The sequence below is a fragment of the Pseudomonas sp. Ma2-10 genome (genome assembly GCF_054330215.1).
In genome coordinates this window covers 40383-55543 of the sequence record NZ_JBTEYL010000024.1, presented here as the reverse complement: position 1 = coordinate 55543, position 15161 = coordinate 40383, and the positions used below count along the sequence as shown (strand labels likewise).

General features: G+C 62.3%; 10 protein-coding genes and 1 pseudogene. 1 reads left to right on the top strand and 10 read right to left on the bottom strand.

Annotated features, from left to right (window positions below; genetic code table 11):
• Positions 1–58 precede the first annotated feature (58 nt).
• A complete protein-coding gene (locus ACXPVS_RS22525; RefSeq protein ID WP_458511861.1) occupies positions 59–499 on the top strand; it encodes an Rrf2 family transcriptional regulator in 441 nt (146 codons plus the stop codon).
• Positions 500–587: 88 nt separating this feature from the next.
• Here the strand turns inward: ACXPVS_RS22525 and ACXPVS_RS22520 are convergent, their stop codons facing one another.
• The 10 genes and pseudogenes from ACXPVS_RS22520 to ACXPVS_RS22475 form a co-directional block, all read right to left on the bottom strand.
• A complete protein-coding gene (locus ACXPVS_RS22520) occupies positions 588–1751 on the bottom strand; it encodes an MFS transporter (RefSeq protein WP_458511860.1) in 1164 nt (387 codons plus the stop codon).
• 7 nt (positions 1752–1758) lie between these two features.
• Complete coding sequence (locus tag ACXPVS_RS22515) at positions 1759–3174, bottom strand: aldehyde dehydrogenase family protein (protein WP_458511859.1); 1416 nt, start codon at positions 3172–3174, stop codon at positions 1759–1761.
• Positions 3167–4357, bottom strand: a complete 1191-nt coding sequence (locus tag ACXPVS_RS22510) for a pyridoxal phosphate-dependent aminotransferase (protein WP_458511858.1) — start codon at positions 4355–4357, stop codon at positions 3167–3169. The genes ACXPVS_RS22515 and ACXPVS_RS22510 overlap by 8 nt, the downstream gene beginning before the upstream one ends.
• A gap of 24 nt (positions 4358–4381) precedes the next feature.
• On the bottom strand, positions 4382–6004 hold the full coding sequence (locus ACXPVS_RS22505; RefSeq protein ID WP_458511857.1) for a 5-guanidino-2-oxopentanoate decarboxylase: 1623 nt from the start codon (positions 6002–6004) through the stop codon (positions 4382–4384).
• A 10-nt stretch (positions 6005–6014) separates the two neighbouring features.
• Positions 6015–8114 (bottom strand): acetate--CoA ligase family protein, encoded by a 2100-nt coding sequence (locus ACXPVS_RS22500; RefSeq protein ID WP_458511856.1) that lies wholly within the window; start codon positions 8112–8114, stop codon positions 6015–6017.
• 18 nt (positions 8115–8132) lie between these two features.
• Positions 8133–9293 carry an acyl-CoA dehydrogenase family protein gene (locus tag ACXPVS_RS22495; protein ID WP_458511855.1) on the bottom strand — a complete coding sequence of 387 codons (1161 nt, stop codon included), beginning with the start codon at positions 9291–9293 and terminating at the stop codon, positions 8133–8135.
• Positions 9294–9372: 79 nt separating this feature from the next.
• Positions 9373–10164, bottom strand: a complete 792-nt coding sequence (locus ACXPVS_RS22490; RefSeq protein ID WP_458511854.1) for an enoyl-CoA hydratase/isomerase family protein — start codon at positions 10162–10164, stop codon at positions 9373–9375.
• 322 nt (positions 10165–10486) lie between these two features.
• Positions 10487–11919 (bottom strand): annotated as a pseudogene (locus tag ACXPVS_RS22485) (amino acid permease).
• 211 nt (positions 11920–12130) lie between these two features.
• Positions 12131–14392, bottom strand: coding sequence for an ATP-binding protein (locus ACXPVS_RS22480; RefSeq protein WP_458511853.1), 2262 nt, complete (start codon positions 14390–14392; stop codon positions 12131–12133).
• Positions 14389–15159, bottom strand: coding sequence for a substrate-binding periplasmic protein (locus tag ACXPVS_RS22475; RefSeq protein WP_458511852.1), 771 nt, complete (start codon positions 15157–15159; stop codon positions 14389–14391). The genes ACXPVS_RS22480 and ACXPVS_RS22475 overlap by 4 nt, the downstream gene beginning before the upstream one ends.
• Positions 15160–15161: the final 2 nt, after the last annotated feature.

Here is a 15161-nt window from a genome sequence, read left to right as displayed (position 1 = left end):
CTGACGGGTATTTTTCATCGATGGAATAATCCGGTTTTTACAGGGAGCCTTTCGCCTCATGAGCCAGTCGACCCGATTGATCACCGCTTCTTACATCCTGTCGTTCGTTGCCGCCAACGCACCGCAGAAACTGCGCACCGAAACCATTGCCAAGTGGGTAAAGACCCACCCGACGCGAGTGCGCAATCTGGTTTCGCAGATGGTCAAGGCCGACATTCTCAAGTCCTGGCGCGGCGCCAAAGGCGGGCTGACCCTGGCCAGGCCCGCGAATGAAATCACCCTGCGCGAGGTCTATGACGCGGTGCAGGAAAGCTCGCTGATCGCCGAGAAAATCGACAACCCGTTCTCCGGCATGGAAGACCATTGCAAGGTGTTCGAAGTGTTCACCCGCCTCTTCGCCATGCTGGAAAACAACATGCGGCTGGACCTGGGAAACATCACCGCCGACCAGTTGTTCGTGGCCTTCGATACTCCACTGGAAAACCGCGACAGAGCCTGACAACGGCCCCCTGGAGCTGCCGCAGGCTGCGATCTTTTGATCTTTACAATGCGTCGCCCGCCAAAAAGATCGCAGGCTTCGCCAGCGCCTACAAAGGCGCTGTTTCTGCACAGGATTCAGCCTCCTGCCCCTCGCGCACCAGCCAACCGAGCAATACCGCGCACAGGACACAAAAGCCGTACAGCGCTCGAGCGCCGAACAACTCCATCGCCGCCCCGGCAAACAACGGGCCGATACTGGAGCCCAGGCCGAAAGCCACCAGCATGGTCGCTGCCAGCGACACCCGCTCATGGCTTTCCACCCGGTCGTTGGCCAGGCCCAGCGCCAGCGGGTACAGCGAGAACTGCACCAGCCCGATCGCAAAACCACAGCCCAGCAACAATGGGAGGCTGACCGGCGTCCACAGCAACGGCAAGCAACCCAACGCCAAAATCAGCGCAAACAGGCGAATCAGTCGCGGCCGGGGAAAGCGGTCGGACAACAGCCCCAATGGGAACTGAGCCAACAATCCGGCCGCCAGGCAGGTCGCCATAAACAGCCCGACCGACCCCGGATCCAGCCCCTGCTGACTGGCGTAAACCGGCGCCAGGCCATGGAAGGCACCGGAAAGCAGCCCGGTCAGCAGGATTGTCAACAGCGCCTGGGGGATCCGTCGCACAAACCCCAGCGGTCGCAGCCGGGCCTGCGGCGTAACGCTGGTCGGCGGCAGGCGCTGGGTAAAACTGACGGGCACTAGACACAAGGCGAAGCAAATCACCACCAGATCGAGCAACGCCCGACTGGCCGCGCCATCCAGGCTCAGACCCAGCTGACCACCGATCAGCCCGAGGAAGGAGGCGGTCATGTACCAGGCCAGCACCCTGCCCCGCTGTCCATTGGGGGCCTGTTCGTTGAGCCAGCTTTCCAGCACGATGTACATGGTCATCAGCGCCAGCCCGACCAGAAACCGCAACAGCAGCCAGAGCGGCAGCCAACTGCTGAAGTCATGGCCCAGGCTTGCCGCGATCGCCAGCGCGCCGCATAAGGCAAAGGCCCGCACATGCCCCAGGCGGGCCACCAGCCAGTAGCCACTGAGCCCACCGACCACCAGCCCGAGGGCATTCACCGCCATCAGCGAGCCGATCACCAGGCCGCTATTGCCCAGCGCCACCATGCGCAAGGCGACCCAGGAGTTGAGCAACCCCGCCGCCACCTGCAACATCAAGGTGGTCAGGTATAACGCTATAAAGGCCTGCGGCCCGCGCGCGCTCATGGCTAGATCACAGCTGCATCGCCTTCACTTCGACAAACTCGGCCAGCCCTTCTTCACCCCACTCGCGACCATTGCCTGACTGTTTGTAGCCGCCAAACGGCGCCTGATAGTTGAACGCCGCGCCGTTGATAAAGCACTGCCCGGCGCGCATCTGCCGCGCCAGCCCGAGTCCGCGCTCGGTGCTACCGGCCCATACGCCGCTGGACAGGCCGAACGGCGAGTCATTGGCGATTTGTATGGCCTGGGCTTCATCCGCATAGGGAATCAGGCACAGCACCGGGCCGAAGATTTCTTCCTGGGCAATGCGCATCCGATTATCGACGTCGGCAAACAGCGTTGGCTTGAGGTAAAAACCGCGCTCGAACTCGTCGGCTGTTTCACCGCCACACAGCAGGCGTGCGCCCTCTTGCTGACCGACTTGTATGTAGTCCCGTACGGTACGTCGCTGCGCCGCCGAGCACATCGGCCCCAGGAAGCTCTGCGGGTCGAGCGGATCGCCCATGCGCAGGCTTTGCGTCTCTGCCAAGGCCAGCTCCAACGCCTCGGCATAGCGGCTGGCGGGCAGCAACATGCGGGTCAAGGCGGTGCAGGTCTGTCCAGAGTTGATCATCACGTCTTGCACGCCGTAGCGCACAGCCGCCGCGAGATCGGCATCTTCGCCGATCAGCAACGGCGACTTGCCGCCCAGTTCCAGACAGACCCGTTTGACCGAAGGCGCTGCCGCCTGCGCCACGCGCACGCCAGCGCCGGTGGAGCCGGTGAATGACACCATGTCCACGTCCGGGTGTTTGGCCAACGCTTCACCGACCTTCGAACCCGGCCCGCTGACCAGGTTAAACACCCCGGGCGGCAGGCCGATGGCTTCGATCATTTCGGCCAGCAAGAAGGCGTGCAGCGGGGTTTCCTGACTCGGCTTGACCACCACCGTGCAACCAGCCGCCAGCGCTGGCGCGAGTTTGCCGATCAACTGATGCAGCGGGTAATTCCACGGATTGATGAACGCGCAGACGCCGACCGGCTCGCGAATCACCAGGGAGTTGCCGACCTCGCGCACCTCATCCAGCAGCCCGGCGATTTCGATGTAGTGTTCCAACCCGGCGATTGGCCCCTCGACCTGCACCGAGCGGCACCATTGCACCGGCATGCCGAGTTCGGCAGTGATCACCGCCGCCATCTCGTCCGCCCGCGCTCGCAGTTGCTCGACCAGTGCGCGGATATAAGCTGCACGCACGCTGGACGAGGTTCGCGACCATGGACCGAATGCCTGCCGTGCTGCGGCCACCGCGCGCTCGACATCACGCTCGTCGCCCAACGGCACCACGCCTGCGACGTGTTCAGTGGCCGGATTGATCACCTCGGCCAGGCCCTGGCCAGAAGGTGTCCGCCAGGCGCCGTCGATAAATAGAGCCGTGTATTTACGCATCAACCCGTGTCTCCATCAGTTCATTGGCGCAGCGGGCAATCCGCTGACAGGCATCGCGCAGCGGTTCGGTGCCAAGTACCAGCCCCAGGCGAATATGCCCGGCGGCACTCGGGCCGAACGCTTCACCGGCCAGCACCGAGACTCCGTGTCGATCCAGCAGGCGGACGGCGAAGGCCTGGGCGCTGAGCCCGGTTTCGCGGATGTCGACCATCACGAACATCCCGCCATCGGGCTTCAGGGCACGCACACCAGGGCAGTCGGCCAGGCATTCGCAGACCAGGTCCCGGCGCTGGCGATAGGCCAGGCGCATGGCTTCGAGTTCCGGCAGTCGGGTTTCCAGGGCGACCACCGCGGCGTCCTGAATAAAATCCGGTGAACCGTAGAGCATGCACAGCGCGAGGTTTTCCAGATGCCCGGCGAGTGACGGCGGCGCGACCACCCAGCCGACGCGCCAGCCGGTCATGGCGTGGGATTTCGACAGGCTGTTGAGGGTCGCGGTGCGCTCGGCCATGCCTGGCAGACTGGCCGGGCTGAGGTGTTCGCCTTCGAACAACAGCTCGCTGTAGACCTCATCGGAAATCAGCCACAGGTCATGGGCGATGCACAGCTCGGCCAGCGCCTGCCAGGTGTTGCGCGGCAGGCTGGCGCCGGACGGGTTGTGCGGGCTGTTCAGCGCCAGCGCCCGAGTGCGCGGGGTAATACGCGCAGCGACGTCTTCAGGCAACACCCGAAAGCCGTTCTCGGAGCGCACCGGCACCGGAATCACCACCGAGCCGCAGGCACCGAACACCGCTTCATAGGTGACGTACATCGGCTCGGCGACGATCACTTCATCGCCGGGATTGAGCACGCACTGGGCGACGCTGAATAACGCACATTGCGCGCCGGCCAGCACCACCACCTGATCGGCATCGACCAGTTGGCCGCTGCGTTGCCGATGGCGTCTGGCGATACTTTCACGCAAGGCACGCTTGCCGCGTACTTCGGCGTAATGGGTATTGCCCGCCAGCAAGCTATCGATAGCCGCTTGCACGATCGGCACCGGGGTATCGAAATCCGGGTCGCCTACCGAGAGCAGCAGAATGTCCTGGCCCTGCTCCTGAAGTGCCAGGGCCCGGTAATGAATTTCCCAGGCGGCAGCGCCGTCGCCCGAGATACGTTGGGTCAGATCGGAAAAACGCATGAGGATTTGTTCCTTATAAATGGTTTAACCGACCAGCGCGCAGGCGTGCTTGAGTTCGATCAGAGTCACGCCGTTTCGGCTGAAACCGGCACGCAGGTCGGTTTGCAATTGATCCAGGCTCTGCGGTTGGGTCACGGTGCAGCCGAAGGCACGGCCCAACGCAGCAAAGTCCGGGTTGCGCGGCAGTACGCCAATGGGCTCGATATCCAACCCGATCATGTCGTCGCGGATCTGCCCCAAGGCGTCGTTGTTCCAAAGGAGCACCACCAGTGGGCTGTCCAGCTCTTCTACAGCCGTCGCCAACTCTTGTGCGGTGTAGAGAAAACCGCCGTCGCCAACTAACACCAATCCGGGCCGATTCGGCGCACCGAACTTGGCCCCGATACCCGCTGGCAAGCCGTAACCCAAGGTGCCGTAGCCAGTCGGATGCAGCCAACTGCGCGGCGCATTGCTGCTGAAGGCGTAGTTGCCGGTGTAGGCCAGTTGGGTCATGTCGCTGCTGATAAAGGCGTTGTCCGGCAGTTCGGCCGAGACGCGGTCGAGAATCGCCTGATGGATCGACTGCAAGGCGCCGTGGCCGGCCTTGACCGCTTTACGCAAGGTGTCGACTGCTGCGATGGCGGCGCTGGCGGCACTGGCGTCGCGCACCGGTTCCGGCAGACGCGCCAGCAAGGCCGCGACGGTTTGCTGTGCATCGCCCTGCAAGGCAACGGCGCATGGGTAAAAATCGTTGAACTTGCGCGAGTCGATATCCACCCGCAGCAGCTCGGCATTCAGCGGCAGACGCTCACGCCAATAGTCGGTGTCGGCCATCTCCGTGCCCACCGCGAGCACCACATCGGCTTCGGCGATCAGCTTCCAGCCGGGTTCCACGCACAAGGTGGAACCGGCATTCAGTGGCGCATCCGGCGGTAACAAACCCTTGCCGGCAACGCTGCTGAAAAACGGCGCAGCCAACTGTGTGCTCAAGGCCTCGAGCGCCTGCGCCGCATTCAGCGCACCGCCACCAGCAATGATCATCGGCCGGCGTGCCGCCTGCAGTTTCGCCACCGCCTGATCCAGCGCCTCGGCGGCCGGTACGCCGCGTCCGGGACGGCGCACTACTTCGTTGCTCCAGTCACGCGTTACGGGCGCGGCCAGCACATCCAGCGGCACCGAAATATGCACCGGACGCGGACGCTCGCTGTCGAACACCGCATAAGCACGGGCGATCAGTTCGGGCAAATCCTCGGCACTCAAGGCCACCGCGGAAAACGCAGTGATCGGCGCGGTCATGGCGCGCTGATCCTGGGTTTCGTGCAGGCAGCCCCAGCCTTTGCCAAGGCTTGCCGTGTGGTTGACGCTGGAAATCACCAGCATCGGGATCGAGTCGGCGTAAGCCTGGCCGATCGCGGTCGCGGCATTGGTCACGCCGGGGCCGGTGATGATGAAGCACACCCCCGGCTTGCCGCTGACCCGCGCATAGCCGTCGGCCATGAAACCGGCCCCTTGCTCGTGACGGGTCAGCACATGGCGAATGCCACTGCCGGGCAAGCCGCGATACAACTCCAGGGTATGCACGCCAGGAATGCCGAACACGGTGTCAACGCCGTAATTGGCCAACAGCCGCACCAGGGTCTGGCCGCCGGTCAAGGTTTTGCTTTGCATGCTCAGATCCTCAGGCTTGGTCGAGGCGTATCAACGCGTCGACCGCAATGGTGCCTTGGGCACCGACCAACAATGGATTCACATCGAGTTCGAGCAACTGCCCGGCGTTCTCACAGGCGTAGTCCGCTACAGCCCGGATCGCGACCACCAGCGCATCCAGATCCGCCGCTTCGCGACCACGAAACCCTTGCAGCAACGGAGCGCTGCGCAAGCTCAGCAATGCCTTGCGAATGGCCCCGTCAGTGGTCGGCAACAACAGGCTGCGGCTGTCCTTGAGCAGTTCCACCAGAATCCCCCCGGCACCGATGACCAGCGCCAGGCCGAACCGGGTTTCGCGCTTGATACCCACGATCAACTCGGCCAAGGGCGGGGTTGCCATGCGCTCCAGCAGTACCTGATCGAACGGCACGCCCGGTGCGTAGCCGGCGATCCGGGCGCGCATCAGTTCCAGGGCGTCACTCAGCGCCTGCTCATCGCGCAGGTTCAGCGCCACGGCACCGGCTTCGGTCTTGTGCGGTAGCTGAGCGCTGACCGCCTTGAGCACCAGTGGATAACCCAGGGAGTTCGCCGCTGTCAGCACGTCTCCTGGGGTACTCAACAGGCTTTGCGGCGTCGGGAGGCCAAAGGCACGCAAGGCTTGTTTGGACTGCCACTCATCCAGCAACTGCCCCTCACCTTCCAGCGCCCGTGGACAAATCGGCACCAACGCCGACTCACCGAGTGCCAGCAATGCCTGACGATTCTGTTGATAACCGGCGATCCGGCCCCACGCGGCCAAACCATCTTCCACACCTTGCAATGCCGCCACACCGCGAACGTGCAGACGCTCGCGGGCGCTGGCCGGAAGCAGTTCGGGAAAGGCTGAGGTGACGAATCCGATCTTGCCGTGACGGGTCAACGCCGAGCAGTACAGCTCCAACAGCAGATCACATTCCTTGCGTTCACCGGTGGCTTCCGACGGGTAATCGAGCACCAACACGGCGGCGTCTGCTTCAGTGCGCAGGGCGCTGTCGAGCATCTTGTCCAGCGCTTCATGGTCGCCCCAAATCGCCGTGGTGAAATCCAGCGGGTTGACCAGGTTAGCGTAGCTCGGCAGCACCTGATCCAGCTCGACGCGTTGGCTTTCGTCGAGTTTGGGCAGGCTCAAATCGTTGCGTTCGGCGTAGTCGGCAATCAGCCCCGCATCGCCACCGGAACAGGCCAGTGCGATCAGGCTCTTGCCTGCCGGTAAATTGCCGCAGGCGGCAGCTTTCAGCGTTTCGACAAAACTCACCGGACCAGAGACGCGAATCACTCCGAGGCGATCGAACAGGCTGTCATACAGCGCATCGGAACCAGCCAGTGAACTGGTGTGACTAAGGGCTAACTCAGCACCGATCTGCGACACACCGGTTTTCAGTGCGATGATCGGAATGCCCTTCTCCAGCGCCTTGTGCGCCGCGCGGGCAAAGCCTGGAACGTTCTTCAGACCTTCCAGATGCAAGCCGATCGCCGTGACGCGCGGTTCGTCGAGCAACACATCCATCAGTTCCGCGATGCCCAATTGCGCCTGGTTGCCGACTGAAGCCATGTAGGCCACCGGCAGCGAGCGGTCACTCATGGACAGGTTGTAGGCGAAGTTGCCGCTCTGAGTCAGCACCGCCACGCCCTTCTCGACCGTCTTGCCGCCATGGGCGACCGGCCACAACGCCGAGCTGTGCAGGTAATCGAGCAAGCCGTAGCAGTTGGGGCCGAGCAAGGCCATCTCGCCAGCAGCCTTCAGCAACTGGTCTTGCAAGGCCTGGCCCTCAGCGCCGGTCTCGGCAAAACCGGAGGCGTAGCAAATCGCTCCGCCTGCACCTTTGGCCGCCAGTTCGGCGACGCAGATCAAGGTCAGCTCGCGGTTGGTGGCAATGAATACCGCGTCCGGCCCGCAAGGCAGCTCTGCAACGCTACGCACACAGGGTACGCCTTCGAGGCTATCGTGCTGCGGGTTGACCAGCCACATCTGGCCTTGGTAGCCGCCCTCAGCACAGCGCTTGAGCGAGCGGGCCATGCTTCGGCCACCGATAAACGCCAGATGGCGCGGCGCGAGCAGGCGTTTGAGGTTGTCGCGAATGTGTTGGGACATATGTGTTCTCCGACCCGATCAGCGCAGCAGCGGCCGCAGCAGCTCGCGGGAAATGATGTGGCGCTGGATCTCCGAGGTGCCTTCCCAGATCCGCTCGATCCGGGCGTTGCGCCAGATGCGCTCCACCGGACCTTCGTCCATCAAGCCCATGCCACCGAGAATCTGCACCGCTTCGTCAGCCACGCGACCCAGCACTTCACTGGCGAACAACTTGGCCATCCCGGCTTCGCCGTCGGTCATGCTGCCTTGATCCATTTTCCAGGCGGTGTGCAGGGTCATCAGTTCGGCAGCGCGGATTTGCGTGGCCATGTCGGCCAGCTTGAACGACACCCCTTGAAAGGTGCCAATGGGTTGACCGAACTGCTTGCGATCCGCCGCCCATTGCAGCGAAACGTCCAACGCACGTTGGGCCTGACCAACGCAGTTGGCGGCGACCATCACCCGTCCGGCGGTCAGCCAGGCGTTAGCCACGTCCCAACCCTTGCCGACTTCGCCCAGCACTTTGGAGGCCGGTACGCGGCAGTCGTCGAAGAACATTTCATAGGTGTGATAACCACGGTTGCTGACGCATTTTGGTCCGCGGCGGATGGTCATGCCCGGCGTGTCCCGGTCGACCAGGAACGAAGTCACGGCGTTGCGCTGGCGACCATTGTGTTGGTAGGTATCGGTCACGGCGAAGACAATCGCGAAATCGGCGTGTCCGGCATGGCTGATGAAGTGTTTGCTGCCGTTCAACACAAAATCATCACCCTCGCGTACGGCGCGGGTTTTGATCGCATTGGCATCGGAGCCGGCGCCCGGCTCGGTGAGTGCGAAGCAGTCGATCTTTTCACCCTGGATGCACGGCAGCAGATAGTCCTGAATCTGCTGGCCGGTGCAGGCCATGAGGATTTTCGACGGGCGTGCGACAAACACATGCAGCGCCCATGAAACCTTGGACAGTTCACGTTCGATCAGCGCCTGGGACAGGTAGTCGAGCCCGCCGCCGCCGACTTCTTCCGGCATGTTGAAGGCATAGAAACCTGCCGCCACAGCCTTGCCGCGAATCTGTGCAGCCAGTTCCGGGGAGACTTCATCGGCGCGATCGACCGCGTCTTCATGGGGCAGCAGTTCCTTGGCGACAAAACTGCGAACCGCATCCACCAACATTTCTTGTTCTTGGGTCAGCTGGAAATTCATAACGCTACCTGCTCTTCGATAACCGGGTGTTCGATGAGGTTTTATTCGTGGGCTGCAAAGCCGCGCCTGGTTGCCAACCCTATTTGCCAGCAAAGACAGGCGGGCGTTTTTCCATCGCCGCGCGCAAGGCTTCGGCGCCGTCTTCACTGCGACCACAGAGCAAACCGGCGGCGAGTTCCGCGCTCAGTTGTTCCGGCAGGCTGCGCTGGGCGCCTTCACGCATCAGTTTCTTGGTCTGGACAAAGGCAAAGGTCGGTCCGCTGGCCAGGCGTGCGGCCAGTTCGCCAGCCATGCTCAGCAGTTGCTCATCGGCGCAGACTTCGCTGACCAGGCCGGCCGCCAAGGCGCGATCGGCACTCCAGAGTTCATCGAGGAACAGCAGACGCTTGGCCTGCTCGGTGCCGATCAGACGCGGCAGATGCCAGCTGGCACCGGCATCCGGTGAGTAGGCCATGCTGGTGTAACCGGCCTTGAACCGGGCGGACTGCGCGGCAACGCGCAAATCGCAGCACAGGGTCAAATCCATCCCGGCACCGACGGCGGTGCCGTTGATCGCGGCGATGGTCGGTTTATCGAGGCTGTACAGACGGCTCATCATGGCGTGGGCAGTTTCTGTCCAGCCGTAGCTTTCCAGCGCACCGCGCGCCTCGGCTTCGGCCCATTCGGCGAGGTCGGCACCGGCACAGAAACTGCGACCGGTTCCGGTCAGCACGATGACCCGCACTGCCGGATCGACGTTGAATTGATCGAGCAAGGCGTGAAGGCTTCTCAGCGTCGGAATGTCCAGCGCGTTGCGTTGCGCGGCACGGTTGAGCGTGATCCAGGCAACGCCCGCTTCGACCTGGCTGAGTAGAGAAGATTGAGTAGTCATACGAGTCCTCGAATTATTGTGTTTGGCATGAGGGGGGACCGTCATGCCGACCATACTAAACGACTGTTCAGTAAGGCGGCAACCCTGCGACAGGGAGGTCTGCAACCGCCCTGAAAATTTAATAACTTATTGTTTTAAAAGGTAAAAATTATAGATTTCAGATAACCGACGGAAAAGTTGTTACATCTTTGAACAACTGACTACGGGGCTGCTTGCGGGGATGGTGAAATCCAATGTAGGAGCGAGCTTGCTCGCGATGACGGGCTAACATTCAACAGTGATATTGACTGTCAGTCCGCTATCGCGAGCAAGCTCGCTACAGTTAGTCCTGCGTTTTCTGGCCTAGACCGTTGGCAGGGTCTGCGCCAATGCCGCCTGGCGTTTGCGGTTGGTCATGAAGTAAGCGCCGTAGCAGATGGCGATAAAGCCAAAGCCCCAATACAGCGACGGACGCTGCGTCTCGTCCAGCGCCAGGAACACGAACAGCGAGCAGCACAAGGCGATGCACAGCAGCGGCAGGAACGGGAACCAGGGTGCACGGTATTTCAGATCGCTGAGCTTGCCGCCCTCCTTGAGGTAGGCGCGACGGAATTTGTATTGCGCCAGGGCGATCACAATCCAGGTCACGGTACCGGCCATGCCGCTGACGGCCATCAACACCATGAACAGGGTGTCGGCGGCAATGAAGCTGGTCAGCAGCGACACCAGCGCAAAGCACAGGGTGATGCTCAGCGCCCGCAACGGCACGCCGCGAGAACTCAAGGGCGAGAGGCTTTTCGGGGCCATGCCGGTTTTCGACATCGCCCAGAGGATCCGCGTCGAGGCGTACAGGCCGGAGTTACCCACCGAGAGAATCGCGGTGAGGATCACGAAGTTCATCAGGTCGGCGGCGTAAGGAATGCCGACCATGTCGAACACCTGCACAAAAGGGCTTTCCATCAAGCCGGCCTGCTGCCACGGGACGATGGCCGACAGCACCACGATCGCCAGCACATAGAAGATCAGCACGCGGAACACCACGTTGCGCACCGCCTTGGGGATGCTCTTCTCCGGCTGGTCGGTTTCGCCCGCGGCAACGCCCATAATTTCACAGCCCTGAAAGGCATAGACCACGGTCATCATCACCGCGAACACCGCCGACAGACCGTTGGGGAACAGCGAGTCACCGATCAGGTTGGTCATCATCGGTGCCGGGGCGCCGCTGGTCAGCGGTATCGCGCCGAAAATCACCAGCACGCCGACGATGATAAAGCCGAGGATCGCCGCCACCTTGATCCCGGAAAACCAGTATTCCGCTTCACCGAAAGCGCGAGTGGCCAGGGCGTTCAGCCCGAACAACACCACCACGAACAGCGCCGACCAATACCAGATAGGGATGTCCGGGAACCAGCGCACCATCAACATGCCCGCCGCGGTGAATTCCAGGCCGACGGTGGTCGCCCAGCTCATCCAGTACACCCAGCCGATCATGAAACCGGTGGCCGGTCCGATGTACTGGGTGGCATGGGTCTGGAACGAGCCGGACACCGGCATCTGCACCGACAGCTCGCCGAGGCAAACCATCACCAGGTACATCAGGAAGCCAGCCACCAGGTAAGCCAGAATCGCCCCCATCGGACCGCCCTGGTTGATGGTAACGCCCGAGCCCATGAACAGCCCGGTGCCGATGACCCCGCCCAGCGACAGCATGAAAATGTGCCGGCTTTTCAAGGCCCGGGTCAGCTGTATGCCTTTAGGTTCGATAGATTCGCTCATGACGGCACCTCTCAAGACTGGGCGAGGTGCGCGGCGGATGACAGGAGGTCATCGCGCGGGGAAAGATCAGCTTTACGGCAGTTCATTATTATTATCTCCAATAAGCTTCGAAGACCGCGTCCGGCGCGGTTGTGCCGATTATTGGAAAGCCATGTAAGTTCGCGTTGAACCTGAAGATCAAAGTTGTAAAAAGTCGTAACGATTTTGTATGTCAGGCATTCAAAACCTCCGCCAGCACTCCCTGCGAACCCTGCAACACCCCATGAAACCGTGGCACCAACGCCTGTACCGCTGCGGTATCGTTGCTCAGTGCCGCCGCCTCCAGGGCGTGCAAGACCTCGGCCAAGGCGCGAAAGCCCAATGAATCGCTGCTCCCGGCCAAACGGTGGGCCAGGTTCGCAACCTCGGTACAGTCACCGGCCTCAATGGCTTCCACAAGCGCCACGCGGTGCTGGGCAATCGAGTCGCGCAGCACCCCCAGCAGGCCCTGAAGTTTCTGCTCGCCGAGCAAGCTGCGATGGGTGTGCAGCAACTGCCAGTCCATCATCTGATTATCCAGCGCCGGCTCGGGCATCGGCGATTCACCGGCCAATGCCTGGCGCAGGTTTTCGAGCTTCAGCGGCTTGGCGAGAATGCCCTGCATTCCGGCATCCAGATAACCGCGAATCAGCGCCGGCTGCACACTGGCGGTCAGGGCGAAGACCCGGCTGTGTTGATTGGGCCCTGGTGTGCTGCGGATCAGCCTGCACAGTTCGACGCCACTCAAGCCCGGCAGATGCACATCAAGCAGAATCAATTCGAAGGATTGCCTGCGGCAGAGTTCCAGGGCTTGCTCGGCATCTTCCGCGAGGCTGACCCGATGCCCGTCGCGCTCCAGCAGGCCGCTGACCACCTCGCGGTTCAGCGCCACATCTTCGACCACCAGAATGTTCCGGGCCTGGCCCGGCACACTGGCAAGCGTGAGATTGGCAGCGGCCAGGGCCGGTTGCAGGGTCAGCTCGAACCAGAAGCAACTGCCCTGCCCCTCCTTGCTGTCGACACCGATGCGCCCGCCGAGCAATTGCACCAGGTGTTTACTGATGGCCAATCCGAGCCCGGTGCCGCCATAGCGTTGGGTCACGTCTTCGCTGGCCTGGGTGAAGCGCTCGAAGATCTTTTCCTGCACCGACGCCGCGATGCCGATGCCATTGTCGGTCACGCTGAAACGCAGGCGCTGTCCCGTCGACTGATCGCCCGCAGCCAGCAGCGCGACCTCAACCCTGATCTGCCCCGCCTCGGTGAACTTGATGGCGTTGGCCAGTAGATTGCTCAACACCTGACGCAAAAACTGCTCGGCGCCATGGCAACGATCGGCGACCTGCGGATCAACCCGACAATGCAGTTGCGTGCCATTGCTCAGCCCTCGCGGTTCAAGCAGCGTCAACACCTCATCGAGCAGTTGCCTGAGGGAGAAATCGACCCGTTCCGGATGGCTTTCACCCTCTTCCAGCCGGGCGAAGTACAGCACTTCGTTGAGAATCGTCAGCAGGCCTTCGCCGGCTTTGTACAACGCCTCCAGGCGTTTGCCATAGCGCTCGTCGAGGCTCGCTCCGCGCAGCAACTGGGCCATGCCGAGAATGCCGTTGAGCGGAGTGCGCAATTCATGGCTCATGGTGGCGAGGAAGCGCGACTTGGCGAGATTGGCCGCTTCGGCCTCCTCCTTGGCCCGCAGTAGACTGGCGGTGCGCCGCTCGACCATTTTCTGCAGTTCGTCGCGCTTGTCCTGCAGCGCCAGGCGGTCGACTTCGCGACGGTCGATATCGCTGAGAATCGCCCGGCGCATGTCATCCAGTGCGTGGGCCACGGTGTCGATTTCGTCATCGCTGCCGGCGCTGCTTTTGTCCAGGCGCAAAGGTTCATGCCAGTCACCGGCGGCAATGCGCCGGGCAAAATCGGCCATAACCTGCAAGTGCCGGGTCACCAGTCGGTAGAACAACCCCGACAGCGCCACCGCCAGACCGCAGAGGAATACGCTCATCCACAGCAGGCTGGTCAGCCCGGTGGCGTACAACCGGCGATACACCGCGCCCAGGTCGATACTGACTTCCAGCTCGCCCAGATGCCGCGACGGGCCGGCCGGCGGCTGATAGTTCAGCTCGAAACGCTCGATACGCAGCGGGCCGACCGGCGCGGCGTTGCCTTGCAGCAGGTTGAAATCAAGGCTGCGCAAACGCACCCGGGCGACATCGGAAAAGTCCACCAGGCCGCGTAGTTGCACATTCAACTGCTCCTGGTTCAGATCCCAGAGGCTGCGCTCCAGGCTTGCCAGGTAGCCGGCGCGGATCAGCTCCATGCGCGAATCGATATCGCGCATTTCACGGCGGTACTCGAAATACAGCTGCACGGTGCTGGCGAGGATGGTGAAGCACAGGCTGAATAGCAGGATGAACAGCAGCAGGCGTCGCAACAGGCCGCCAGGACTGACGCGGGTCATTGCGCGTCCGCCGGCAGCTTGATCATGTCGCGATAGGTGGCTTCACTTTCGTTCAGCCAGCGTTCGATCTCGCCCGCGTCGACCATCCGCTGCAGTTCGGCGTCGATCGCCGGCATGCGCTCGGCCAGCGCGGAACGTCGCGATACAGCGATCCGCAAATAGTCGACGCTTAATGAATTGGGCAACGCCTGGATGTCTGCGGCACCCGGCAGGTTTTCCACGAACAGCTGCCCAGTGCGCCGCTCCTGGGTGATGAAGTCGATCCGGCCGCGAATCAGCTTGCCGAAGTTCTGTCGACTGTCGGATACCCATTCGATATTGCCGTGCCGGGCAACGAAGCGATCGAAGTCCAGGCCATAGCTTTCACCAAACAGCAGGCCGCCGCGGTAATTGCCGAGGTCTTCGAGCCGTTCAAACTTCACCGGGTGTTGGCGGTTGACGAACACCGCGACCTCTTCGCGCAACACCGGCACTGTCGAGAAACGCATGCTCTGTTCACGCTGCGCCGTGCTGTAGGCCAGGACCACGTCGACCCGGCCTTCGGCGGCGTCCAGCAGGCAGCGCTGCCAGTTGCCCAGCACGACGATCTCGACCTCATACCCCAGGTTGCCAAACAGTTTCTTCACCACACTGGGCGCCAGGCCGCGCACCTGTTTTCCGTCGCTCCAGGAAATCGGCGGGTAGACCGGATAATCGCAGTAGCGAATTTTCTCGGCCCCCGCAGTTGTGCCCGCCAGTGCCAGGAGTAACCAAAGCAGTCGCAACATAG